General features: G+C 42.1%; 20 protein-coding genes and 1 riboswitch. Of the genes, 9 read left to right on the plus strand and 11 right to left on the minus strand.

Going from position 1 to position 26,831, the window contains the following annotated elements:
* Window positions 1–3 precede the first annotated feature (3 nt).
* From AAEZ00_RS13115 to AAEZ00_RS13125, 3 genes are all read right to left on the minus strand, one after another.
* Window positions 4–756, minus strand: coding sequence for a YebC/PmpR family DNA-binding transcriptional regulator (locus tag AAEZ00_RS13115; protein ID WP_101031108.1), 753 nt, complete (start codon window positions 754–756; stop codon window positions 4–6).
* Between the two features lie 125 nt (window positions 757–881).
* Window positions 882–2,657: an aspartate--tRNA ligase gene (aspS, locus tag AAEZ00_RS13120; RefSeq protein WP_351077496.1), complete on the minus strand. Its 1,776-nt coding sequence runs from the start codon at window positions 2,655–2,657 to the stop codon at window positions 882–884.
* 171 nt (window positions 2,658–2,828) lie between these two features.
* Window positions 2,829–5,654: a diguanylate cyclase domain-containing protein gene (locus AAEZ00_RS13125; RefSeq protein WP_351077499.1), complete on the minus strand. Its 2,826-nt coding sequence runs from the start codon at window positions 5,652–5,654 to the stop codon at window positions 2,829–2,831.
* A gap of 396 nt (window positions 5,655–6,050) precedes the next feature.
* Here AAEZ00_RS13125 and cmoA point away from each other — a divergent pair, with 396 nt between their 5' ends.
* The 8 genes from cmoA (at window position 6,051) to AAEZ00_RS13165 (ending at window position 14,918) form a co-directional block, all read left to right on the plus strand.
* Window positions 6,051–6,782, plus strand: coding sequence for a carboxy-S-adenosyl-L-methionine synthase CmoA (gene cmoA, locus AAEZ00_RS13130; RefSeq protein ID WP_124013052.1), 732 nt, complete (start codon window positions 6,051–6,053; stop codon window positions 6,780–6,782).
* Complete coding sequence (gene cmoB / locus AAEZ00_RS13135) at window positions 6,779–7,771, plus strand: tRNA 5-methoxyuridine(34)/uridine 5-oxyacetic acid(34) synthase CmoB (RefSeq protein WP_124013051.1); 993 nt, start codon at window positions 6,779–6,781, stop codon at window positions 7,769–7,771. Before cmoA ends, cmoB begins: the two co-directional genes overlap by 4 nt.
* 25 nt (window positions 7,772–7,796) lie before the next feature.
* Window positions 7,797–8,564 (plus strand): ATP-dependent zinc protease family protein, encoded by a 768-nt coding sequence (locus AAEZ00_RS13140; protein ID WP_351077504.1) that lies wholly within the window; start codon window positions 7,797–7,799, stop codon window positions 8,562–8,564.
* An 8-nt stretch (window positions 8,565–8,572) separates the two neighbouring features.
* Complete coding sequence (locus AAEZ00_RS13145) at window positions 8,573–10,081, plus strand: UUP1 family membrane protein (RefSeq protein ID WP_351088741.1); 1,509 nt, start codon at window positions 8,573–8,575, stop codon at window positions 10,079–10,081.
* Window positions 10,081–11,037 (plus strand): alpha-L-glutamate ligase-like protein, encoded by a 957-nt coding sequence (locus AAEZ00_RS13150; RefSeq protein ID WP_101031094.1) that lies wholly within the window; start codon window positions 10,081–10,083, stop codon window positions 11,035–11,037. The genes AAEZ00_RS13145 and AAEZ00_RS13150 overlap by 1 nt, the downstream gene beginning before the upstream one ends.
* Window positions 11,000–12,802 (plus strand): hypothetical protein, encoded by a 1,803-nt coding sequence (locus tag AAEZ00_RS13155; protein WP_124013047.1) that lies wholly within the window; start codon window positions 11,000–11,002, stop codon window positions 12,800–12,802. Before AAEZ00_RS13150 ends, AAEZ00_RS13155 begins: the two co-directional genes overlap by 38 nt.
* Window positions 12,780–13,910 (plus strand): DUF3541 domain-containing protein, encoded by a 1,131-nt coding sequence (locus AAEZ00_RS13160; protein WP_124013046.1) that lies wholly within the window; start codon window positions 12,780–12,782, stop codon window positions 13,908–13,910. The genes AAEZ00_RS13155 and AAEZ00_RS13160 overlap by 23 nt, the downstream gene beginning before the upstream one ends.
* Window positions 13,911–14,018: 108 nt before the next feature.
* Window positions 14,019–14,918, plus strand: coding sequence for a LysR family transcriptional regulator (locus tag AAEZ00_RS13165; protein WP_124013045.1), 900 nt, complete (start codon window positions 14,019–14,021; stop codon window positions 14,916–14,918).
* A gap of 236 nt (window positions 14,919–15,154) precedes the next feature.
* Here AAEZ00_RS13165 and AAEZ00_RS13170 read toward each other — a convergent pair whose 3' ends face one another.
* The 8 genes from AAEZ00_RS13170 to thiC all read right to left on the minus strand — a co-directional run bounded on the left by AAEZ00_RS13170 (window position 15,155) and on the right by thiC (window position 23,715).
* Window positions 15,155–16,612, minus strand: coding sequence for a putative metalloprotease CJM1_0395 family protein (locus tag AAEZ00_RS13170; RefSeq protein ID WP_351077517.1), 1,458 nt, complete (start codon window positions 16,610–16,612; stop codon window positions 15,155–15,157).
* Window positions 16,613–16,614: 2 nt separating this feature from the next.
* Window positions 16,615–16,902 (minus strand): chemotaxis protein, encoded by a 288-nt coding sequence (locus AAEZ00_RS13175; RefSeq protein WP_101031084.1) that lies wholly within the window; start codon window positions 16,900–16,902, stop codon window positions 16,615–16,617.
* A gap of 87 nt (window positions 16,903–16,989) precedes the next feature.
* On the minus strand, window positions 16,990–18,105 hold the full coding sequence (gene thiH / locus AAEZ00_RS13180; RefSeq protein WP_124013043.1) for a 2-iminoacetate synthase ThiH: 1,116 nt from the start codon (window positions 18,103–18,105) through the stop codon (window positions 16,990–16,992).
* Window positions 18,102–18,917, minus strand: coding sequence for a thiazole synthase (locus AAEZ00_RS13185; protein ID WP_124013042.1), 816 nt, complete (start codon window positions 18,915–18,917; stop codon window positions 18,102–18,104). The genes thiH and AAEZ00_RS13185 overlap by 4 nt, the downstream gene beginning before the upstream one ends.
* A gap of 2 nt (window positions 18,918–18,919) precedes the next feature.
* On the minus strand, window positions 18,920–19,147 hold the full coding sequence (gene thiS / locus AAEZ00_RS13190; RefSeq protein ID WP_124013041.1) for a sulfur carrier protein ThiS: 228 nt from the start codon (window positions 19,145–19,147) through the stop codon (window positions 18,920–18,922).
* Complete coding sequence (locus tag AAEZ00_RS13195; protein ID WP_164839475.1) at window positions 19,134–19,976, minus strand: HesA/MoeB/ThiF family protein; 843 nt, start codon at window positions 19,974–19,976, stop codon at window positions 19,134–19,136. Before AAEZ00_RS13195 ends, thiS begins: the two co-directional genes overlap by 14 nt.
* A complete protein-coding gene (locus tag AAEZ00_RS13200) occupies window positions 19,973–21,691 on the minus strand; it encodes a bifunctional hydroxymethylpyrimidine kinase/phosphomethylpyrimidine kinase (protein WP_124013039.1) in 1,719 nt (572 codons plus the stop codon). The genes AAEZ00_RS13195 and AAEZ00_RS13200 overlap by 4 nt, the downstream gene beginning before the upstream one ends.
* Window positions 21,692–21,696: 5 nt before the next feature.
* Window positions 21,697–23,715 carry a phosphomethylpyrimidine synthase ThiC gene (gene thiC / locus AAEZ00_RS13205; RefSeq protein WP_351088742.1) on the minus strand — a complete coding sequence of 673 codons (2,019 nt, stop codon included), beginning with the start codon at window positions 23,713–23,715 and terminating at the stop codon, window positions 21,697–21,699.
* Window positions 23,716–23,924: 209 nt separating this feature from the next.
* A riboswitch (TPP riboswitch) is annotated at window positions 23,925–24,024 on the minus strand.
* Between the two features lie 264 nt (window positions 24,025–24,288).
* Between thiC and AAEZ00_RS13210 the strand changes: the two genes are divergently transcribed.
* A complete protein-coding gene (locus tag AAEZ00_RS13210) occupies window positions 24,289–26,430 on the plus strand; it encodes a TonB-dependent receptor (RefSeq protein WP_124013037.1) in 2,142 nt (713 codons plus the stop codon).
* Window positions 26,431–26,831 lie beyond the last annotated feature (401 nt).

The following is a 26,831-nucleotide window of genomic DNA, read 5'->3' on the forward strand; positions in this document are numbered from 1 at the left end:
GCCTCATGCGTTGTCTAATACTTGCATAACGTCATCTGAAATATCAGCATTATGATATACCTCTTGTACATCATCATTATCTTCTAAGTTATCGATTAAACGTAAAAACTTTTCAGCAGTGTTAGCATCAAGTTCAGCTTTTAATGACGCAACCATGGTCACTTCAGCATGAACAGAGTCAAAGGACGCGCTATCAAGTGCATCTTTGACTTTGCCAAAGGTATCTGGAGTGGTAAACACATCGATAGAACCATCGTCATGAGTGACAACATCTTCAGCACCCGCCTCTAACGCACTGTCTATTAAGCTATCTTCATCAATATCAGTGTCATAAGAAATAATGCCAGATTTAGTAAACAGATACGCCACTGAACCGTCGGTACCTAAGTTGCCACCAGACTTATTAAACGCATTTCGCACGCCAGAAACAGTACGATTACGATTATCCGTCATTGTTTCAACCATCACAGCAGTCCCTCCGGGACCATAGCCTTCATAAATAATGGTTTCTAATTGCTGACCATCCATTTCACCGGCACCACGTTTGATTGCGCGTTCAACGGTATCTCGGGTCATATTATTGGATAAGGCTTTATCGACTGCAGCGCGTAATCTGGGATTAGCATCAATATCAGAACCGCCTTCGCGGGCCGCCACATTGAGCTCGCGAATAAATTTGGTGAATAACTTACCGCGTTTAGCATCTTGTGCCGCTTTACGGTGTTTAATATTGTCCCATTTACTGTGTCCTGCCATTATATCTCCTTACTATTTAATAGAATTTTTCAAGTGAAACAGTCTACTTGTCAAAAACGTACCGAGGCAAAAGCCTCGGTATATAGTGCCCATTTAAGAGCGAGCAAATGGCTAACGTTAGCGTTTTACTCTTCTGTTTTAACCTTTTCAACCACAGCAATGCCTAACTCAGCGAGTTGAACTGGGTTAGCAAATCCTGGCGCATTGGTTAACGGACACGCCGCTGTGGTGGTTTTAGGGAAAGCCATCACGTCACGAATTGAGCTTGCCCCTGTCATTAACATAATAATACGATCTAATCCGAAGGCTAAACCAGCATGAGGTGGGGTACCATAACGTAATGCTTCAAGTAAGAATCCGAATTTTTCATTCGCTTCTTCTGCTTCAATGCCTAAAATGCCAAATACTGTGCTTTGCATTTCTGCGTTGTGGATACGTACTGAACCACCCCCTAACTCACAACCATTTAACACCATGTCGTAGGCATCTGAAATTGCCACCGCGGGATCGGCGGCCAATTGTTCAGCACTAATCCCACGAGGGGCGGTAAATGGATGGTGAACGGCGTGGAAACCACCATTAATTTGTTCAAACATTGGGAAGTCAACCACCCATAATGGGCGCCATTCACCTTCAAGTAGCTTGAAATCTTCACCTGCTTTTAAGCGCAGCGCGCCCATGGCTTCTTCCACGACGGTCGCTTTGTCTGCACCAAATAGAATGATATCACCGGTTTGTGCGCCAGTACGGCTAATAATGTCGTTAACGATAGCTTCGGTTAAAAACTTAAGTACTGGAGATTGAATACCTTCGATACCTGCTGCTAAGTCATTTATCTTCATCCACGCTAAGCCTTTAGCGCCATAAATACCAGCATACTTAGTGTAGTCATCAATTTGCTTACGTGATAATGATGCGCCCGTTGGAATACGTAACGCTGCTACGCGGCCTTCTACATCGTTTGCCGGGCCATTAAAAACGGCAAACTCGACATTGTTAACTAAATCGGCAATATCAACTAACTCAAGCGGGTTACGCAAATCGGGTTTATCAGAACCGTAACGCTTCATTGCTTCTGCGTATGACATGCGTGGAAAATCGCCTAAATCAACATTCAATAAATCTTGGAATAAACCGCGCATCATTTGCTCAGTTTTTTCCATGACTTGTTCAGAAGACATAAACGAAGTTTCAATATCGATTTGAGTAAATTCAGGCTGGCGATCTGCCCGTAAATCTTCATCACGGAAACATTTTACAATTTGGTAATAGCGATCAAAACCAGACATCATTAGCAGCTGTTTGAACAGCTGTGGTGATTGAGGTAAAGCAAAAAACTGACCTTTATAAGTCCGGCTAGGAACTAAATAGTCACGCGCACCTTCTGGGGTGGCTTTAGTCAAAATAGGCGTTTCGATATCTAAAAAGCCATTGCTGTCTAAAAAGCGACGCACTGAGCTGGTCACTTTTGCACGAAAAATAAGACGCTCGGCCATCTCTGGACGACGTAAATCTAAATAACGGTATTTTAAACGTTGTTCTTCGCTGTTATTTTGGTAATTATCCATGCTCAATGGCAACGGAGCAGAAGCATTAATAATGGTCAATTGCTTACCCAAAATTTCAATTTCGCCAGTCTTCATGTTTGAATTGACTTGGCTTTCTGGACGGGCACTAACAACCCCTTTGACCTGAACACAAAATTCACTGCGCAACGTGCTTGCTATATCAAAAACATCTTTTAGATCTGGGTCATAAACAACCTGCACTAGCCCTTCTCTATCGCGTAAGTCTAAAAATACGACTCCGCCTAAATCTCGACTACGGTTTACCCAACCGACTAAAGTTACTTCTTGACCTAGATGAGACTTATTAACGTCTCCACAATAATGACTGCGCATTGAACTCTATCCTTTATCCACAAAGCGGTATTTTGGAAATCGAAAACCACAAAAACGGCATTATATACCGTGACTCAAACTTATGCATTGAAGTATCAATCAGATTGGGTGAATTAACTAGACCTAGAGCAAATAATCTCGACCGATTGACTGAAAAACCATCAAGGTAAACTAATTCATTTTGTATTGATGACCGCCGACTTTTTTAGCCTGATACATTAGCTGATCTGATTTCTTCAATAATAAAGCCCCACTATCGGCATCATCAGGGAAGATAGCCACACCGATACTGGCCGAAATAGTGACACTGATATCATCGATTAATAACGGCTTCTTTAATGCGATTAAGATGTTATCAGCCACTTGACGGGCATTTTCTTTAGCTTCTATGTGATTTAATAACACCACAAACTCATCACCACCAAAACGAGCCACAGTGTCTGATTCTCTTACATGTCGAGTTAATAACACGGCTATGCGTTGTAGTAACTTATCACCCATATGATGACCGTGCTGATCATTTATCGCTTTAAAGCCATCTAAATCAATAAACAACAATGCAAATTTTAATTTATCTCTATGATGAGTCAGTGTTGCTTGCGTTAATCTATCATCAAGTAAACTGCGATTAGGCAGTGCGGTAACATTGTCATGATCTGCCATATACTTAAGCGTTTCTTCAGCTTTAAAGCGCTTTTGGATTTCGACATTTAAGCGTCGATTTGACATCAATATCACGATGGCGATCAGAGTGATAATTAACAAACCGATCACCAATAATTTAAGCCAACGCTGGTAACGTAATGTGTCACTATTGAGATCTAATGATACCCATTTTTGATACATGTTTTGTTGTTCTGTTTCATCTATAGTCGCAATCGCTCTATCAATCAAAGGAACTAAATTTTTGAGCCCGGGGAATAGACCAATGTGGCTATGCTGCTCAGTAAACTCGGTTAACAACGACATTTTTAAACTCGGATATTGACCACCTTTTAAAGTAGTCGCCAATGTCGCCACTTGTTCAACAAACATATCCGCGCTGCCATTAATCACCGCTTCCGTACCCTGCTTGGTATCTGACACAACCACTAACTTTATTTCTGGGTATTGTTGACGAAGCTGATCCACAATATGGTAGCCATCAACAACAGCCAGTCGTTTACCCGCAATTTGTGAGACATTAAAAATGGGAGGTTGAGTTAATGAAGTGATTATCGCCCAAGGTGACGGCCAATATGCTAATGAGAATGCAAGAGTGTTTGCCCGATCCGATGTTTTAGCCATGCTGGCAACTAAATGAATTTCTCCTTTAACAAGGTCACTGACCATTTTACCAAAATCATCATAAGCCACTGGGATAATGGTTAAATTGAGTTGTTTAACCAGTAAATTTTTAATGTCTGCATTCACCCCTAAAAATTCACCATTTTTCCCTTGAAATTCCATAGGAGCCCAATTTTTTAGGTAACCCATTTTGATAGCACCTAAGGTACTTATATATTGCTTTTGTTGAGTTGTTAGTTTTATTTTATTGGCAGAACCTGCAAAATAACGATCGTCTGGATTAATTAACCATTTACGTTCGATTTGAATTTGTTCCTCGACAGAAATTAAACTAAATCCTGCTTGAATTCGATCCGCTAATCCACTGTCGTCAACACGTGTTAACGCATACATATCTGTCGAAAATTCGATATCAGTATATTGTCGAAACTCTGCCCATAATTTATTAGCCAACAAATAATGTGACGTCATGGCGGCAGACGACACAAAACCGCTAATTTCGTCATTGCGACCCGCTTTCACCATACTTTCTAAGGTGTCATAAAAACGTAACTGTGCCTTAGGAAACGTTTTTTTTATATCACTAATATACGGTGCTGTAGGAAACACCCCGATGCGCATGGCAATATCTTCAATATGAGTTAATTTCGGGTTTGAACTAAAAAAACGACTTTTGACTGAAATAATATGCCAAGCTTGCTTGAGACCCGTTCGCATATCTTGGCTTTCAGGGTACCCAATGTGAACGTCTGCCACGCCACGTTTGACGTCATCAATACTGCTGTTCATGTCGCCTGCAACAAAATCAATTTTGATACCGGTTTTTTCTGACCATAATGTCCATAAGTCAACTAGCATGCCATGTGGAAAACCATCAGCATCGATATCTACGTAGGGTTCGACACCATTTTGCATCGCAATAATCACACCCGATGTTTGTCGATGATAACCTAACCAGTGACGCTCTATTTGCTGGATAACCTCGGCGGGTATTAATTCAAAACCATTATTTATTTTGTTAACAAGCGCTTGATCCCCTTTCACTACTGCCGGTGCAAGGTTGATTTTTTTAATTAAGATACGTGATGAGCTGTAAAAATTTGCCGCGATATCTTGCTCTAGTGCTAAGTTGCGTTGGTATCCTTCAATACCGGCGAAAACAAACAACTCTCCGTTAACCGCCGCTTGTAACAATTGTTCACGATTTTGATAACGCTTAAAACTAAGCTTAGGTTCTAACGCTGATAATGTTGCTTCATGGGATGAGCCCGTCACAATACCGACTTGATAGGGAATTAAATCGCTAATTTTCTTTTTACTATTTATCGACTTATGAATGTATAAATAGGTATTTAATGAGGTAAATGATTTAGCAAAATCAAACTTTTTTAACCGTGCTTGGTTTTGAGACATACCAATATGAACATCTGCTTTTTTCTGTTCGAGTTGATTCATTGACTGCTGCCAGTGCCGAGACACAAATTGCACTTTAGTGTCAGTGATGATTGACCACTCGCGCCATAAATCAACTAAAATACCGGCAGGAGTCCCCCTCTCATCTAAATATTCAAACGGATACGTATCTTCCCCCATAACAATGATCAAGGGTTTATTTTCAACGGGCTTATCGATTTTATCTGAGTGTAATGCTTGCGCAGGTATTGAAAAACACGCAAATACTAATGCTAATATCCAAGGTATAAATTTCAAGTTTTTTCCCTAATACTTTCACTTTTTATACTGTATTCACCGAATAAACGGGTTCATAGTAATTGACTGATAGAACAGCAGAATGTGGTAAAAGATCAATATTGATGATGTTAGCCAAAGATGGTTGAGAATGGTTTAGCAGACATCTATTGTTATTACTTTGTAACAAGGCTAAATAATATCATTTTTCCAGCTTGTGTCGTGCTAATTTTATGAATAGAAATTAATTTTTGAACATATTGTACATAATGCCAGCAAAAATAAGCAGTTTAAGCCTATCTTATTGACATCATCGTGATCTATTTGAAAAAAAACTCATAAATTGCCCGTTAGATACTTGCTGTGGTTCACCATGATTAGCTAAAATACAAACTTAATTTTTTCACATTGCAACTCATGAACTCTCAACAAGATACGATATACGCTAATGCAACAAACCAAATAGCAGATTTTCAATTTGATCAACGTGTTGCAGGTGTCTTTAATGACATGATCCGCCGCTCTGTTCCTGGCTATGCACAAATCATCAATACCATAGGTGATTTTGCTAATCGATTTGTCACACCTCAAAGCAATATATACGATCTTGGCAGTTCGTTAGGCTCGGCAACATTAAGTATTCGTCGCCAGATTGAAGGACGAGGATGCCAGATTTATGCGGTAGACAACAGCCAATCAATGATTGAACGTTGTACCGAAAATCTCGCGGCTTATGTGAGTGATATTCAAGTTAACCTGCTGTGCGCTGATATAAGAGATGTAGACATTAATAAAGCATCGATGGTAGTGCTAAACTTTACCCTACAATTTTTGCCTACTCACGATCGTGATGCCTTGATAAAACGCATTTATGACGGAATGTTGCCTGGTGGTATATTAGTCATTTCAGAGAAGTTGTTTTTTGAAGATAATCATATACATCAATTACTGGATCAACAGCATTTAGATTTTAAGCGTGCAAATGGGTATAGTGAACTCGAAATAAGTCAAAAACGCAGTGCGTTAGAAAACGTGATGCGCCCAGATAGCTTGAATGTACATGAACAGCGTTTTACTGAAAATGGTTTTTCGCACTTTTCAGTCTGGTTTCAATGTTTTAACTTTGCATCTATGGTAGCGATTAAATGATCAATTTTAGCTCTTTTTACAAAGATATTGCCGATTCAAACCTGCAACATTGGCTGGAAACATTACCGGCAATTTTGGGGCAATGGCAACGAGATCATAAACACGGCAATTTGCCTAAATGGGAAAAGGTTCTCAATAAATTACATTACCCACAACCTGATCAAGTTGATTTTACTAGCAGCGTAACCATTGGCAGTGGAGAACAATTAAGCCCTGGTCAAGTAGAGAAACTGACTAATTTATTAGCCGTTTTTCAGCCGTGGCGCAAAGGGCCTTTTTCAGTACATGGTATCCAAATTGATACTGAATGGCGCAGTGATTGGAAATGGGATCGAGTTAAAGCGTTTATTTCGCCTTTAAATAATCGTACCGTTTTAGATGTGGGCTGTGGAAGTGGTTACCACATGTGGCGGATGTATGGTGCGGGAGCCTCTCGCGTAGTAGGGATAGATCCTTCACCATTATTTTTATGCCAATTTGAAGCCCTAAAACGAATCGCAGGTAATCAGCACCCAGTGCATTTACTGCCTCTTGGCATTGAAGAGTTACCGGCTTTAGATGCCTTTGATACTGTATTTTCAATGGGCGTGCTCTATCACCGTCGCTCACCCATTGATCATTTACTACAATTACGTGACCAACTGCGAGTCGGTGGTGAACTTGTACTTGAAACTCTGGTGATCGATGGCGATGAAAATGCGGTACTGGTTCCACAAGATAGATATGGAAAAATGAACAACGTTTGGTTTTTGCCTTCAGTTGCCGCCTTAATGTTATGGTTAGAAAAATGCGAGTTTACCGATATTCGTTGTGTTGACATTGATATCACCTCATTAGCAGAACAACGCAGCACCCAGTGGATGAAAAATGAATCTCTAGTTGATTATCTCGATCCAAATGATGTGAGTTTAACCGTAGAAGGTTATCCTGCGCCTAAAAGGGCGATCATTATTGCGACGAAAAACCAACCTAACCACGATTTGGTATAAATAATACTATTCAACAGGAATTGACATGTTAAAGCAGGTAATTGCTCTATCCGTTGTAGCGGCCCTCATCGCAGGTTGCAGCGTCACTCAAAAACCGATAACACCTCCGCTCACCAATGCTGATTTTAATAACGGTCTGCAAGTTTCGCAAACCGTTATTATTGATGCAATTAATTCAAATAATAGCCAACAGACAAACGACATTAGCGCGCTTTCCACCGAAATCAGAAAACTGAAGACTCAGGTAAGTACTGCGATGAGACAAAAATCGGAAACGATTATGGTTCAACCACCAATGCCAAAGATGGCCGAGGTTAAACAATGCCCAGAAAGCATTATGGGTGAAAAATTTCTACTCGGTGAAGTCGAAAGTGTCTTTATTGATGAATTGAAAGTCAAGTTTGCGACCCGTATCGATACCGGTGCAGAGTCATCATCTTTAGATGCGCGCAATATTGTATTATTTGAACGAGAAGGCGAACAATGGGTTCGTTTTGACGTAATGACTAATGGGTTTGATCAACCTGGCAATACGTTTGAATCAGAAGTTGAACACTTCATTCGTATTAAACAAGATGTTGATACCGGTAATGATCGTCGTCCCGTTATCCATGCCCATTTAAAAATAGGTAAATATTCCGCTGAAACAGAATTAAACCTAACAGATCGAAGCCACCTAGATTATCCTTTATTACTAGGTCGCAAGTTTATGAAAGACATTGCCATTGTTGATGTGGGCCAAATGTACATTCATGGCAAAGCTAAAAACCAAATTACCACGTTAATTAAGTAGGATCCGTAATGCATTCTCGTAAACCGTTTTACATATTCGTTGTACTGCTGTTTATCGCAGGGATAAGTGCCAGTATTTACCGTGGTATTGAGCACAATGTGCCTTTTTTACCGGGTGAACAAGTGCAAAGTTGGGCCATAGATGCCAAGGTCAGTTTTAATGGTACAAACCAACCCGCCGAAGTTAATTTTTCATTACCTAACGATCCTGCCTTTGACATATTGGTCGAGAATGCTTCGTCATCAGGTTATGGCTTAAATATTTCCGCTGACACCGATAATCGCCGTGCCGTTTGGTCAATTCGCGAAGCTTCAGGCCCACAAGCACTGTATTATCGAGTCACGCTAGTCCCAACAGGCAAACTCAATATTGAAACAGATGAAGAACCCCTTACGCCTGAACCTTATTTATGGCCTGCAACAGAAAAATCAGCAGCAGACCAAATAATTGAAGAAGTATGGATCCGCAGTGCAACAAACTTGTCTTTTGCACAGCAGTTAATGAATTTAATTAATGATAATGATCAAAGCCAAAATATGGCGTTGTTGTTATCAGCCAACACCTCAACAAATTTGTTTGTGCATATGTTGCACTCAAAAGGCGTGCCGGCACGGATCATTAATGGTTTGCAACTCGAAGATCAACGACGTCGTCAGCAGCTCACATCATACGTTCAGATTTATAATGATGGTGAATGGATACTTTTTGACGTTCCAAACAACAAGAAAGGCCGTGATAATACGCTAGTGTTATGGGAATATTCCGGACACTCAGTGCTTGATGTTATGGGGGGGACTAATTCATTAGTGAATTTCTCAATGTTAAAGGATACTCGCTCCGCATTGGCAACCTCTATTGACATGATGATGAATGACGATGCTTGGGACTTTTCCTTGTATCAGTTACCGCTTGAAGAACAAAGCACCTTTAAAGGCATTCTATTAATTCCTATTGGGGTATTAGTGGTGGTTTTCTTGCGCGTCATTGTCGGCATCAAAACATCGGGTACTTTTATGCCGGTATTGATTGCCATGGCCTTTATTCAAACCACCTTATTAACAGGCTTAATTGGTTTCTTACTGATTATAGCCTGTGGATTAATGATCCGTTCCTATCTGTCGACCCTCAACTTACTACTGATCTCCCGAATATCGGCGGTGATTATTGTGGTGATTTTCATTATTGGGTTATTTACCTTAATCTCATTCAAATTAGGCTTAAATGAAGGACTCACTGTAACCTTCTTCCCAATGATCATCCTAGCGTGGACCATTGAGCGTATGTCGATTCTCTGGGAAGAAGAAGGCCCTAATAAAGTCTTTGTCTCAGGTGGCGGCAGCTTGTTTGTAGCAACATTGGCATACCTAGCCATGGACAATCAAATAGTCCAATATTGGGTATTTAACTTCTTGGGTATTCATTTAGTGATCTTAGCCTTGGTATTAGTGATGGGCCAGTACACTGGTTACCGTTTAACTGAGCTAAAACGCTTTAAACCATTAGTTGGAGAGCAATAATGAAGTACGCCTGGCCCTGGGAATTGAGCCGTAGCGGTGTACTCAACATGAACAGGCGCAATATTAGCTATATTGGTCGTTACAATCAGCGCAAGTTTTATAAGCGCGTTGATGACAAACTGATTACTAAACAACTTGCGCTGGCTAATGGCATTGCGGTTCCCGATTTAATTGGGGTTGTTCACCAACAACATAAAATCCAAGAAATTCCAGCTATGGTCCTAGACCGTAGCGGTTTTGTGATAAAACCGGCAAAAGGTTCTGGCGGTAAAGGCATTATGGTGATCACCAGAGTGAGCAATGGCTGTTATTACAAGTCCAATGGTCATGAAGTGACGCATAGCGAAATTTATCGTCATGTATCAAATATTTTAAGTGGATTATTTTCACTGGGTGGTAAGCCAGATGTCGCGATTGTAGAAGGGTTAATTGAATTTGATCCGGTGTTTGAAGGCCTAAGCTATGAAGGTGTCCCTGACATCCGCTTAATTGTGTTTAAAGGCTTTCCTGTCATGGGAATGTTACGTTTATCGACTTCAGCATCTGATGGCAAGGCAAACTTACACCAAGGCGCTGTGGGTGTGGGTTTAGATATCGCCACCGGAAACAGTTTACATGCAGTGCAATTTGACTTACCCGTTGATAAACATCCTGATACTCACTTCCCTCTGTCGGACATCACAGTTCCTCATTGGGAAACTTTACTTCATACGGCATCGAGTGCCTATGAAATGTGTGAGTTAGGGTATTTAGGTACTGACATGGTGTTAGATAAAAACAAAGGCCCATTATTACTTGAATTAAATGCTCGCCCAGGTTTAACCATTCAAATTGCCAATGGTAGAGGGATGTTACCTCGACTTAAGCATGTTGAAGCGATGAAAAGCTCAGCAATGTCAGTTGAGGAACGTGTGGCTTATGCTAAAAAGCATTTTTGTAGCAACCCTATTTTTTAATCTATTAGCCACCTCAAACGCGGTGGCGGGTCCATTAGCACTGTTCATTGAACAGTGCTTACAATATCAACCTGACTTAGGACAAGATAGCCTTGTCACTTTTCAGTCGTTTGAACAACAAGCTGTTGAATTTGAAAAACGCACAATTGCGTTAAATAATATCAACGACAGAATTCAATACTACCGCCCTTTTGCCAATGATAACCTCAGTAGACAAGGCTTATTATGGTGCCAACTCCACCTTGCCGATGAATTTTATGCTTTAGCTACAGCCCCGAAAACCCAATCCCTAATCGATCAGTTACAACACCTTGCACCACCTTATAATCAGTTTGCACAACGTTTAGTTGCGATAAAACGGTCGCAATGGACTTTAATCAAAAAGTCAAAACTGCACAGCGCCCAGGCCAGCATTAATCAAGCATTGTCATCGCGGCAATTTACATTGCAATTTAATCAGCAAGATTGTGTATTAACCAATGCAGCCAATACTGATGAAGCAATTAAGCATGAAAGTACTACCAATATCGATATTAGTATTGCCAAGTATTTAATTAAACAACCTAATGAACTCTGCAGAAAACAAGCCTGGCTCGCCTATCAAGTTCGAACTAAAGACCAACAAGCCCCTGCACTGGCATTGATCCATCAACTGCAACAGCAGCATGCAATGCTTCAAGAATATGGCAATACAGCACAGGCACAGCTGTCATCTCATGGTTTAACCCCTCTATTATTAGCGCAATTTTTAGCCGAGCAAACAACCAATCTAAATATCGCGCCATGGAATATTGCCCAAGCTTTAGGCCGTGCCAGTAAATCATCGAACATGGATACGGTAACTGCGAATGCATTTTTACAGCAAATATTGCAAAGCCTTAAGCCTTTAGATCTCAAGTTTGAGCTAATCATTGTAGAAAAATCGACTATAGACAAAGATCCCTCCACTGATGATAGTCAACATAGGGCCTTGAGTGACACGCAAATTATTCGAGTTTGGCATCAACAAAGATTATTGGGTGAGATTTTTACCTACCCACCAGGTAAGTTACAACCTGGTGTCAACGTAGATGGTCAACTGATAAAACAAACTGTGGTTGGTCATCAATTTGGTCAATATGTGCTCAGTTTTCCACAACAATTAACTCGCACAACACAACAACACGAATTAATTAACGCCTTGAGCCAAGCAATAGTATCCTTAGCTCAAGGTGGCCAGTTTTATTTTCTCAACCATCGAGGCCAAAACAGCGATGCCCATGCTATTGCAACGCAATGGTTAGTTCACTACATTAAGCAGCAACTTAGCTTGCCCTTACAGTCTGAACGTAGCGAACTCGCCGCAAATTACCAGAAACAACTGTGGGTATTTAGAGCAAAAGTCGCGCTGGCATTTTATCAGTATGAAGGTGATTTGAAGCGGACTGATCAAGATATTTGGTTAGCTTATAATCAGCAACTATCAGACAAATTTGAACAAAGTTTTGGCCAGCCATGGCCTAATGCTACTGATGCAATATATAGTTATCAAGCTATTGCTAATGAAGGCATTAATCATTATCTTCCTCTATGGCAAACTGCATTGGCTCAATTAGTCATTGCCCAGACCCCCCCTACAATATCGACCAGGGATATATTTAATTTATTAGTTGTCAACGAAACAGATTTAACCTTAAACGATAAACTTGAGCAGCTTATTGGCCCACCGATTGACCCACATTCACTCATCAGGAGATTTAAACATGCTGGTACTACACAAGAGTAAAGCACTCTGGTACTTACTATTGTCAGCTACGTTGTTTAGTAGTGTGGTTTTCGCAACAAAGCCCGTTGAAAAAGTAGCTCATAATTTAACGTCTGAACAAGTTTATCATGGGATTAAAGCCAATTTAGAGACCAATCTTTATTCGTTACCCCCACGAGTCCAAGGACATTATGCCATTCGTCAATTCCGTATGACGGGTGAAACCAAATATGCCAACGGGTCATTAATCGACCTACTCACCATTGCTGAACGCCAAGCCTATTATTCCTGTAATCTGGATAAACCAGGTTTTATTAAAAGTGAATCAAAAATTGCAGTGGATAAATTAGGTAACGGCCCACGTGGCCAAGCACGTAAAAAAGCCATCGCCCCCTACCCTAACTTTATGTTGTATAGCAATGTCTTATTACGTTATGCCAGCCGTGTCGATGAGTTTGGCTTTACCGGACCTTGTCATGATTTAATGATAAAAACCCTAAAAAATGCCAACTTAGCACCCGCGTTAACCGATAAACAGATGATCCAAGCTTGGGCTGCACAATTAATAAACTATGTGTACTGGGCGAAACAAATTGGTGTTGGCGACTATTATGAGGCTTACAAAAAGGCCTTTATTAACACATACCCAAACAGCAAAGATGATCAGCTTGAAAAAGGCCAATACAAAAATAAAATTTATGGCATGACTCACTTTATTTTTTCAGCCAGCGGGTATTATCAATACCCAGTTGATCCAAAAGAACATCAGTGGATTTTAGATTACTTCGAAAAGAATATCGATCGTATTTTAACGGACACTACAGAAGATATTATTACTGAAGTGGGTATTAGTTTCTTGATCACTGGCAATGGTTCAAATCCTGTTGTCGATAAAGTGAAAAAACATGTCATTGCAGCCTACGATCCAAACACTATGATGATCCTATCACCTCATGGTAAAGCGGACTTATCCAGCGGCGAACACAGAAATGTGTTGGCAATGATGTTACTAGATTGGCCTGACACATTACATAAAGGCCCATATTTAAATGATATTGCTAGTACTAAGAAACATCTACCTAAATTAGTTAAGCCTAAAGCATCTGCGAGTGATACTAAATTACACTAAATAAGACCTGTATATATTGAAGACAAATGTGCCCCATTTGTCTTGTTTACATAAAAAGATGTTATGGTTTTTTCCTTCAATTTCTGTCACCTGTAAAGAGAACACTTAATGAGCCGAGCAAAATCAACGCTAGAGCAATGGCGGATCGTCCAAGCAGTCGTTGATTTTGGAGGCTATGCGCAGGCAGCAGAGAAACTCAATAAAAGCCAATCGTCACTCAACCATGCCGTGTCCAAGTTACAGCACCAATTAGGCATTAACCTACTCGAAGTAAAAGGCCGCAAAGCCTATTTAACTGAACAAGGTGAAGTATTACTGCGTCGTTCCCGTCATTTAACTCAATCGGTTGAAGAGCTTGAACAATTAGCCAGCAATTTAGGCCAAGGTTGGGAACCTAACCTAACCATTGCCAGAGAGATTGTTTATCCGATGGACGATCTTGTTGGATCATTAACAGCATTTTTACCTGAAAGTCGCGGCACTCGTGTAACGATTATTGATTCGGTGATTTCAGGCACTCATGAATTAGTAAAAAATAATCAGGTCGATATTGCTATCTGTGCCACCCCCCCTAAAGGCCATATTGCTGAACCGTTATGTGAATTAAGTTTTGAACTTGTGTGTCATCCCGAGCATCCACTGTCACAACTCGCGTTAATTGAAGATGACAAGCAATTAGCCCAGCACTTGCAAATTGTGATTAAAGATACAGGAATAAATGCCACCAATGATATTGGTTGGTTAAAAGCAGAACAGCGTTGGACCGTATCTAACTTTCATGAAGCAAAAATAATTTTGGCACGTAATATAGGTTTTTGCTGGATACCCAGTTTTTTAGTCGAACAAGAAATTGCTAATAAACAACTCATCCGATTACATTTGCGCGGCAGTTATCAGCGAAAAATAATGCTTAACTTAGTAATACCGAATCGCGATCAGCAAGGGCCGGCCTGTAAATTATTAGAAAACTTAATTTTAAAACAACATAATTTACCATTTAATGATTAATTATCAGCAGAAGATGTTTTCTTCCCATTAAGTAAGTCTAAATGTCACTTTAATCTAGTTAACCTCGGTCGGGATAATAAACGGTTATCAAACAGCCACTTGTTCAGCTACTTATGTTGCATTGACTTGCAATAGACTCACAATACGCAACATAATCTAACCACTCAGCATGGTAGCTTTTCTAGGCTTAGCGAATGTTAACTTAATACCTGATGAGGCATAGATAAAGGTGGGTATTACACGTAAATTTCGATTTGACGAGCTGAGTTTATTTCAGCCTTATGGGTACCCTTTACAACCGTTTCATTTGCAACAGTAAGATGGCCCTGCTCTGCTGATAATGGCCGCCTGGAGGATAATAAATTCATATTAGTCTCATCGGCACCAAGGGTGTCATTTATCGTTAAAGTACGGCTATTAGGCGTGATAGGATTGTGGGAATGAGTTATTGAAGTGGATCCTGACTGATTATCTGAGGCCGTAAAAAGGTTACCGGACTCAGAGGTATTTTGACTTTTTTGTGTAGACCCAGTGTTTTGTTGGCTTTGTTGAATTAACTCTTGGTTTGCATCATTGATGTTTTTTAATGCTTGCGCCGCAACATGAATGTCCGCCATTGACGGTTGCACAGGGGCCATTGCTGCTGCATACACTTTCTGCATTTTACTTAACGTTGCTTGGGAATCGCCATCTACGGTCGACACATCAATATTGACTTCACCATCGACAACATAGCGACGCCCATCTGGGCCTTTTTCATATTGATAACTTGGACTTTGGGCTAAACTGCCACCTATTGCTGCGTGGGCTTTTTCGTGCGTTTTAACCTCGGTATCTCGCTGCGTGAGTTGGTCGATCTGTATTGTTTCAGCTCGCTCTATTTGCTGTTGTTTTGTTGCTACCTTTTGCTCAACTTGTTTTGCTGCGGCCTCATCTTGGGTGTTTGATGCTTGAGGCTCTGCAGTTGCTTTGGAATCATCTAACAATGCAGTTCCCGCAGTGTCATTTATGGGTGTAGCTGAACTGACCGATGGCTTATTAATATGATTAACCGCTGGTTGTTGTGTATTAGCCGTATCACTTTTACTCGTGCTGGTTGATATCCCTGTACCAACTGATGTTGGTGCAACAACGCCCGGAGCCGGCACTTGAGTTTGTGAACGATTCAATACACCAGCCAGATTGAGTGGGCCACTTTTAAAATGGTAACTGTGGAGTGGATCAGCACCGACGTTTTTTTTAGACTGAATGTCATTTTTGTCTGAGATGCTAGACGAAAAACCCGGCTGAGTATCCGTACTGGGTAAATTAACCTTGAGGTCTTTTGACGCGTTAAATGTCGATGTAGCCGCTGCTTGAATTGAGTTAGAGCTGGATTTAAGCGAACTATTGTTAACCAAACTATTGTTAACCCAATTAGACTGAACGGCTGCAGATTGGGTGTCTATGGATTTAGTTGTTATCGCTTGGGTAGTATTGACTTGAGCGTTATTGATTTGAGCGTTATTTGTTTGAGTGCTACTTATTTTAGAACTACTTATTTTAGTGCTACTTATTTTAGTGCTACTTACTTGAGAGCTAGTTGCTTGAGAGCCAGTCGTTTGAGCCTCTGGTGCGGATAATGAATTGCGATGGTTTATTTGGGCAGCATTGATAACTGACCCTGTGTTAGCGGAAACCATTAACGCACTCATGATTACACTTGGATATCAATCAAGCTACCAACTGTCTCAGATGCCACTTCAATCACTTTCGAGGATGCTTGAGCTTGATTGGATGATTCAGTCGCAGACACTAAGGCCGCTGTGGTATCTGTTTGTCCAACAGCACGAGAGCTTAATGTCACAGTCTCTTGTGTCGATGAGCTAGGCACCGCCGGTTTTTGTTGATCTGGCATTGCAACAGATGTTGTCGCTTGGGCTAAACCTTGTTGAGCACTTTGCAATCCTTGTACACCTGATGCATACGCTGATTGAACTTGCATAATAACCGCTCCTGATCCTAAAAAGTCGATTTAGTATGGGCTAAATCGACTAATATGTATAGTTTTCAAACACAACTAACCTATATTTTAGCCTTTAACCCAACCCATCTCCCAATCTTTCCATACGGGATTAATCCCCCGTAGTTTCATTTGAGTAACAACTTGTTCAACAGAGCGACTATCACTGATCTCAAATTGGTCAAGCTGACTGTCTGGTGTCATGTAACCACCTGGTTGAGTTGAGCTTCCTGCACTCATGTGGGTAATGCCTAAAGGGAGTAAATTATCCCTCAACGACGGTAGCTCGCGAGTCGACAAACTGATTTCAAGCTGCGGATTAAACAATCTAAATGCACAAATCATTTGTACTAAGCCTGCATCGGTTAATTCAACTTTCGGCGTAATACCGCCAGTACAGGGGCGTAAACGAGGTAACGAGATACTGTATCGGTTGCGCCAATAGGTTTTCTCTAAGTAATCTAGATGAAAGCCCATGAGTAATGCATCTAATCGCCAATCATCGAGTCCTAGTAACACCCCTAAGCCAATTTTATCAATCCCCGCTTTTGCCACTCGGTCTGGGGTATCTAAACGGTAAATGAAATCTTGTTTTTTACCGCGAGTATGGTGTTTAGCGTAAGTGTGTGGCCGGTAAGTTTCTTGGTACACCATAACGGCATCGACCCCTAACTGTCCTAGACGTTGATACTGATGAGTATCCAGCGGCTGAACTTCCATCGCCACGTAATTAAAAGCCGAGTTAACTATCGGTAACATCGACTCAAAATATCCCATTCCAACTTTGGTTTCATGCTCGCCAGACACCAATAATATCGAATCAAAGCCTCGTTGTTTAATAATCGCAATTTCTGCGGCTAACTCTTCCTGAGTAAGCGTTTTACGCTTGACCTTATTGCTCATACTAAAACCACAATAATCACATTCATTAGCGCACAGGTTAGACAAATACAAAGGCAAAAAAAGACCAATATTGGCACCAAATCGTTGCCGTGTAAGCTGGGCAGCTTGCTGCGCCATTGGTTCAATATATGCCATTGCCGCCGGCGATAATAACGCTAAAAGACTGTCTATATTGCCGCTAGGGTTACGTAACGCTAACTCGACCTCTTTGGCGGTAGTCGAATACAGCTTCATCGATAACGCATCGGGAGCCAATTGCGAAAAGACCGTAGAATACGTCATGTTGAATCTCTCATAATATGAGCTGTCGGGATTGGTACCTTTATTGATGAATCAGTCAAAAAAGCCGTTAATGGGCTTGTCGCATCAGCGTGATGGTTTACTGCGCCTAATCCGGCAAGATATGCTTGTCTTCCGGTAGCAACCGCATCAGCAAAGCATTTGGCCATTTTCTGAGGATAAGCACTACTGGCAATCGCGGTATTAACCAATACTGCAGCGGCGCCCATTTCCATGGCCCTGCAAGCTTGTGATGGCGCGCCAATTCCAGCATCGATTATCACTGGTATAGTGGCTTGTTCGATGATGATGCGTAAAAAGGTTTCCGTCGCTAAGCCTTGGTTGCTGCCAATGGGACTGCCAAGAGGCATGACTGCGGCGCAACCGACTTCTTCTAGTCGCCGACATAACACAGGGTCGGCATGCACATAAGGCATAACAATATAGCCTTGCTCACACAAGTATTGGGCCGCTATCAGTGTTTCAATGGGATCGGGCAGTAGATATTTAGGATCGGGATGAATTTCGAGTTTAATCCATTTAGTACCGAGCATTTCATAAGCCAGCTCAGCGGCAAAAATAGCTTCTTTTGCATTACGCGCCCCAGCAGTATTGGGCAGTAATTTTACCCCCAGACTTTGCAATGGCCCGAGTAAATTATCATGGCCGCGTGTTAAATCGATACGCTTCATGGCCAAAGTCACTAACTGCGACCCCGAACTGGCTATCGCTTGTAACATAGTGTTGTGATCTGCAAACTTTCCCGTTCCGGTAAATAAACGCGACGAGAATTGATGATCGGCTATCGTCAACATTATTAACCTCCAGCAACGGCAGAAAAGACCGTAATATTGTCGTTCGCTTGACACAATATATGCATCCAACGGCTTCGTGGTACAACACTATCATTGACGACGATGGCAACAGACTGAGTGGGTAAATCACATAAAATCAATAATTCGGCTACATTCAAATTAGCCCGAACGATTTGTTCGACCCCATTGAGTTGCAACGTTATCTGAGAGTGGCTATCAATATGTGTCATTAGGCTGCTCCGCATGCTGAGTTAATGCCTGCTGATGACACATTTCACAGTCTGGGTCTCGAGTCATATTGGCATGCTGCCAGCGTAAATCCTTAGCATTAAAATGATGTAAAATACCGTATTGGGTAAAGGTATTACTGATATGTTGTATGCCCACCAGCGCTTGCATACTGGCAATAATACCCACAGCAGGCCCAAGCACGCCTGCTTGGGTACAATTTTGCGCCATGTCCATATCAAGTGGATATAAACAACGATAGCAACCGCATGGTGAATTTGAGCCTGGGTCTGAATATGGGTCTGAATCTGAGCCTGAACATGAAAAATCAATACAAAACACTTGTCCTTGATAACCACTGATCGCCCCACTAACCAGTGTCAATTGATGCTCAACACACATTTGGTTAATAAGCTGCCTAGCACTGACATTATCAGTGCAGTCAAACACCACGGTTTTACTCATCTGTTGCTTGGCAAGCTTATTAAAATGCTGGGCCGTGACTTTTCCCGCTAGCACATCGATGTTGATCTCAGGGTAAGCAGCACTTAGCACCTTTTTTGCAACCTTGACTTTTGCTTGGCCAATATCTGCGGCCGTGAACAACAGTTGCCTTGGTAAGTTTGATAACTCAACAACATCGTGGTCAATTAACAGCATGTGCTGAACACCTGCTGCCGCGAGGTAATGCGCCACTACATGGCCTAATCCACCAACGCCGACAATCACCACCGCGCTATTCATAATGGCAAGTTGACCCGCTTCCCCTATATTGCTCAGTAACATGGTGCGCGAGTACTGGATATAGTGCCTATCAGATAAAGTGTTCATACGCCCTCCGCAGATAAATTCACTTGCGGTAACGACCGTGTAAGCTGTAGCCATTTGTGATGCAAGGCTAGATAAGCCTTGGCGGGATCTACAGCAGTGGTCACAGCCCTGACAACCGCAGCATCACCCACCCCTGTCTTAGCAATTAACGCAAGGTTACTGAGATTGATTCCGCCAATCGCTACGGTTGGATAATGACGCGAAAATAAGCTGACATAACGAGTCAGCTTATTGACCCCTTGGGGGGCTGATGGCATTTTTTTAGTGGTGGTGGCAAAAATATGCCCGAGGGCAATATAGGATGGTGAATACTGGTGGGCTAACAAGGCTTCAAAATAACTGTGACTGGATAAGCCTAATGCAAGTCCACCATCGGCAATCGCGCTTAAATCTGCACTTGCCATGTCTTCTTGACCTAAGTGAACCCCAAAAGCACCGTGTTTAAGCGCTAATTGCCAATGGTCATTGATAAATAACTGAGCATGAAACTCGCGACCCAGTTTAATCGCAGTGATGATATTGTTTTCCAGTGGTAATCGCGGCTGACAGTCTGCATCTGGATCGAGCTTAGTGCGATATTGGATTGTCTTGCAACCTACTACTAGCAGTTGTTTTAGGATATTAAGATCATCAACAACGGGATAAATACCTAACGGTTGAAGCAAGCCTGTAAAGCCATTATGCGCCGCGCGCTTAACCGTAAAAGCTTGAGCTAGATTGCCTGATGTGATTAAGTTGATTAACGGCATAACCTCTAGATCATCGGGCCAACCCGTTCGGGCTAACACACCAGCACCTTGCCCAGGACAGAAGCCTAATGCTAAGCCTTTACTGACATAAGCTTTTGCCAATACGATAGCGTCATGCACCACCAAATCATGGGCGATAAAGCATGCAATAGCAGATGATAATGTACAACCACTGCCATGATTATTGCTCAAGGTTATCCGCGGACTGGTTAATGTAAATGATGCATTATCGTGGGCAATACTGGCGCCCTTTACGGCTTTACTCACATAAATATCTATCGCAAATTGGTGCTGCCACAGGGCATCACCTCCTTTGGCGAGTACATGGCAGTTAAAGCTATCTGATAACCACTTAGCGTTGTTGATCATCTGCTGTTGCAAAGTGCTAACGGTGTTTATTTCAATAGATGATCTATTAGATGACTCAACAGGCGGTTCAACATCTATCTCATCAGTTCGATGTTGTGCCAAAACGGAATGACGACATAAGCGGCGTAATTCATGTTGATTAGGGGTTAATAAGTCAATTAAGCCAATAAGAGGACTAAAATCGAGATCCATAGGATTAAAGCTAGCACCACTGCTGGCGACCATCACAGGATCAAGTATCACAAACGGCCTAATCTTTCGCGTCATTCGCATTTGAGTCAAACACTCCGCCAATAGGTCTACCTGAGCTTGGGATGCCAACAGTCCGATTTTAATCGCAACTGGCGGTAAGTCAGCCAGTAAACTCGCAAATTGTGCCAATAGCATAGGTTCAGAAACAGGCTCAACCAGGCTTACACTAACGGAGTTTTGCGCGGTTAAGGTGGTTATCACGCTACACCCGTGACACGATAAATCCTGCATGGTTAATAAATCAGCTTGAATACCAGCCCCACCACCACTGTCTGAACCGGCTATAGTCCAAACAATAGGTGGTGTTGGCGTTATGTATTCACTGACAAGCGTCGTTGAATTCATAGTGATTATTCAACCTCAGCCGTTAAGTCGATATCGGCTTTTACAACCGGTTTAACCTCATGATAAATCGCCGATCCAGCGGCTTTAAATTCCGCCGACTTTTGCGCCATCGCCTCAGTTTGGCTCAAGGTTTGAGTTTGATCTGAATGTTGATCTAGAGGGTGGCTTTGATAAGCGCTAGCTGAAGCAACTTCAATCTTAAGCGCTTGTGCTTGCTCAAGATTAGCGGCATATTCGCGCACTTCATGGGTGATTTTCATTGAGCAAAATTTGGGTCCACACATCGAACAAAAATGGGCCACTTTAGCTGACTCTTGCGGTAATGATTCATCGTGATAAGCCCGTGCGGTATCAGGATCAAGACCTAAGTTATATTGGTCTTCCCAGCGAAATTCAAAACGTGCTTTTGATAAGGCGTTATCTCGCACTTGAGCCCCAGGATGTCCCTTAGCCACATCTGCCGCATGGGCAGCAATTTTATACGCGATGAGTCCTTGCTTTACATCATCTTTATTAGGTAAACCCAGGTGCTCTTTGGGGGTGACATAACACAACATTGCCACGCCGTACCAGGCCATCATGGCAGCACCAATCCCCGAGGTGAAATGATCATAACCAGGAGCAATATCGGTGGTTTGTGGGCCTAAGGTATAAAATGGCGCTTCGTCACAATGGGCTAATTGTTTTTCCATATTGACTTTAATCAGCTGCATCGGCACATGACCAGGGCCTTCAATAATCGTTTGCACGTCATATTGCCATGCAATTTTAACTAACTCACCTAGGGTTGCTAATTCTGCAAATTGGGCTTCATCATTGGCATCGGCAATAGAGCCGGGGCGCATGCCATCGCCTAATGACAACGACACATCATATTGAGCACAAATTTGGCAAATATCGCGAAAATGTTCATATAAGAAACTTTCTTTATGGTGGCTTAAACACCACTTAGCCATAATAGAACCGCCACGCGACACAATACCGGTTAAGCGTTTAGCCGTCATCGGCACATAACGCAATAACACGCCGGCGTGGATAGTAAAATAATCCACTCCCTGCTCAGCTTGTTCAATTAAGGTATCTCTAAACACTGACCAATTAAGATCTTCAGCAACCCCATTAACCTTTTCTAATGCTTGATAAATGGGGACTGTGCCAATAGGCACTGGAGAATTACGAATAAGCCATTCACGCGTTTCATGAATATAGCGCCCTGTCGATAAGTCCATTACCGTATCTGCGCCCCAACGAGTGGACCACACCAGTTTTTCAACTTCTTCTTCAATTGAAGATGTCACTGCTGAATTGCCAATATTGGCATTCACTTTAACCAAAAAGTTACGCCCAATAATCATAGGTTCAGTTTCTGGGTGATTAATATTAAGCGGAATAATCGCTCGACCTCGAGCCACTTCATCGCGAACAAATTCAGGGGTAATTAACTGGCCGATATGCGCGCCAAAAGCTTCCCCAGGTGCTTTTTGAGTCAGTACACTGTCTGTAACCTCACTGCGAGCCATGTTTTCACGAATGGCAATATACTCCATTTCTGGGGTGATAATGCCTTGGCGAGCATAGTGCATTTGGGTCACACATTTGCCTGTTTTAGCGCGTTTCGGGGCAACAAGAGCATCAAAACGTAAATGGTCTACACCATCGTCGGCGAGTCTTTGCTGCGTAAAACCAGAACTTGCTGCGGATAATTGTTCGGTGTCAGCACGTTCATCAATCCAAGCTTGGCGAATTTTAGCCAAACCTTGGCGGACGTTGATATTGGCTCGGGGATCAGAATAAGCACCGGCACAGTCGTACACCATAATAGGCGGATTAGCTTGCTTGATGGGCTCGGCATCGCTGCCACCCATCACGGTATCAGATTGATTAACTTGGCGCATAGCAACATTAATGTCCGCGCGGCTGCCGGGTAAATAGACTTTTTCAGAATTAGGGTGTTGTAACGGTTTAAGGGTATCTATAAATTGTTGAGCGTTAGCTCGAGTTTGACGACGGTTTGGATTTGACATTAGCAACCTCATTATTAAGAGTAGAGTTGCTTGTCTGGAGAGGTGTTGATAGCAGCAGTGAACAATACAAACGCTATTGTTCACGTTAATAATCATATGTAAAAAATAGTAAAATAATAACCTAACAGGATATCAAAACCGATAAATAGACCCGGGATTAAGCATCACTTATTCTGTTGTTAATACTTTATTTATCTTCCTCAATAATCATGATTATTACGCTTGTTTCCTTCGCAGGTTCTAGCCTGATCAGGTTCAACGGATCCCGAATAAACGGTCTCAGCCATAATGGCACTCCGACAAGATGTCCGCCAGTATAAGCAAGCTTGTATCAAAATAACAAGACCTTAATGTGTAAATAGTACCAATATCATCACTTATCGGCGTAGTGGATAGCCTGACTCATGTGTCATTAAAATATTAACTCATCCTATGACGCAAGTTTAAACAAAGGTGCGACAATATGCCGCATTTATTAAGTTTATTAGCAGGTTATAATTTTTTCAAATCTCATATGTACCATTAATAGCATTCATCAATGGTACATATCCTTGACCGAAAAAGGTGATCGTTTTGACAAAATCGACTGAGCAAACACTTAATGTATTAAGCAATACTCCTTGGCTTTACTCATCAATCGCATTGGCGATCAGTGTTGCCATTACGCCACAAGTGATAGCTAAGCAGTACACTGCACAAGATAGCTCTCGCATTGAACACGTCACGGTACACGGACAACAAACTGCACATAAAGACCTGTTAGGCTCAGCAGAAAATCTACTCAAAAAACAAGGCGTCGATTTTTCACAAGCCGGTGGCGTATCAGCCTTACCTATTTTAAATGGCATGATGGGCGATCGCATTAAGATACTTATTGATGGCAGCGACATTACCGCATCATGTGCCAATCACATGAATCCGCCGCTCTCCTATGTGTCTGCAAATCAAATCAGTTCTGCGCAGGTGGTCGCGGGGGTATCTCCTGTCAGTGCTGGCGGCGATAATATTGCCGGTGTGATAAAAATCAGTAGCTTAAATCCCATTTTTGCGAATAGCGATACGGTCACATGGCACAGCGGTAATGTGGCTGCAGGTTATCGCAGCGCTAGCGACGCCTTTTTAGCTGGTGTCAATGCGACCCTAGCAAGCAAAGAACTCAGTGTTAGTTATCAAGGCTCATTTGAAGATGCAAACAGCTATACCGATGGTCATGGCGATAAAGTATTAGACACGCTATACCAATCACAAAATCATGCCTTAACCGCAGCTTGGCAAGACGATAGCCAACAAATTGCCATTAAACTCACACATCAGCATATTCCTTATCAAGGTTTTGCCAACCAATATATGGACATGACTAACAATGACAGTTATGGCGCTTTAGCCCGCTATCAATTGCAACTCGATAACGAAGGTCTGTTCACGTCCCAAGTCAATTGGCACAGTGTTGAACATGAAATGGGATTTTTTACTGACGAAAAAATCGGCATGATGCCAATGGAAACCACAGGTAAAGATTACAGCTACCAACTGCATTGGCTATTACCCATAAGTTCAGACAGTACCTTGCTGATTGGGCAAGAATATTATGTTTATCAACTTGATGATACTTGGCCTGCTATTAATGGTTCTACCATGATGGGGCCCAATGATTATATCAATATTAATGACGGCAAGCGTCAACGCGCAGCTCTTTATGGTGAATGGCAGCAAACCTTAAATCGTCGTTGGTGGCTGTCGGCTGGTGTACGCTATGAATATGTGTCAACAAGCACAGGTGAAGTACAACCCTACAACACCATGAGCATGATGGGCATGACAAATGTGAATGCTACCGCAGCTAACGAGTTCAATGACCTTTATCGTAAGCGCAATGACAATATTATCGACGCTACCCTGCTTGCGCGTTATCAATTGAGTGATACCGAAGTCATTGAATTAGGCTTAGCGAGAAAGAGCCGCGCGCCTAATTTATATGAACGCTATAGCTGGGGTCAAAGCACCATGGCCACGACTATGATTGGTTGGTACGGTGATGCAAATGGCTATATTGGTAATCCTGATCTTAGCGCCGAAACGGCACATACCTTAAGTGCAGCATACAAGCTGGTACAAGACGATTTAGCTTTTAGTGCAACCGCCTGGTATAGCACCATTAAAGACTATATCGATGCCGATGTGGTAGGTCATTTTAACAAAACCACAATGGCCAATACTCGGCGTAATATTTTACAATTTGCCAATGTTGACGCCACCCTGTTTGGCGCACGTATGGATGCTGAATATCAACTAGCAGAAAACAGCAGTGGTAAGTGGCTAATGGTCGCTAATGTCAGTGCGACTCGCGGGGAAAGAAATGACAGTAACGAGCCCTTATATCAAATAAAGCCTTTGCAAACTGAGTTGGCTTTACAGCAAGAACGGGGGGATTGGCAAAATAGTGTTAGCTGGCAATGGGTTGCAAGCAAAGATCGCGTTGATAGTCAGCGTTTAGAAAACTCAACAGACTGTTACTCACGGCTTAACTTAAGCAGCAGTATTCAATGGCAAGATGTGACAATGACCATCGCAGTGAACAACCTACTCGATGACTATTATCAATTGCCGCTGGGCGGTGTCAGTGTTGCACAATACAAAGCAGACAGCAGTAACGGCTTTGAACCAATAGCCGGTGCAGGCCGCTCATTGGAGCTCAATGTTAGTTTCGCATTCTAATTGACACCAGAGGCGTGCTAAAAAAATCAAGTTTACGTTTGGTTAAGTCGTGGCATCCTCATACGTTAGTAACACTTTTTTGAAGCATTACCAATCTGCCACTGATTTTTAAATGAATGACCCCGCAGAGCCCTTAGTGACAGACCGCGGCCCATTAATAATGAAGCGAAAAAACCACGAATGGAATTCACTAATGGAATTCACTCATGGAATTAGGGCCAAACAATATAAATCACATTGTGGGCCCAACTGAGCTACTGCTGCTGTTGGTGTTAAAGCAAAAACGTCTATCGTGATGTAGAGATTTTAGTCTTATTTTGACGGAGCTTATGGGACTACACATTTGTCTTCGATACTTGTGATAGACCGACTATCTCTAATAAAGCGTCCTAACCTTTCAC

It is taken from the genome of Shewanella sp. S1-49-MNA-CIBAN-0167 (genome assembly GCF_040310145.1).
GTDB classification, from domain to species: domain Bacteria; phylum Pseudomonadota; class Gammaproteobacteria; order Enterobacterales; family Shewanellaceae; genus Shewanella; species Shewanella psychromarinicola.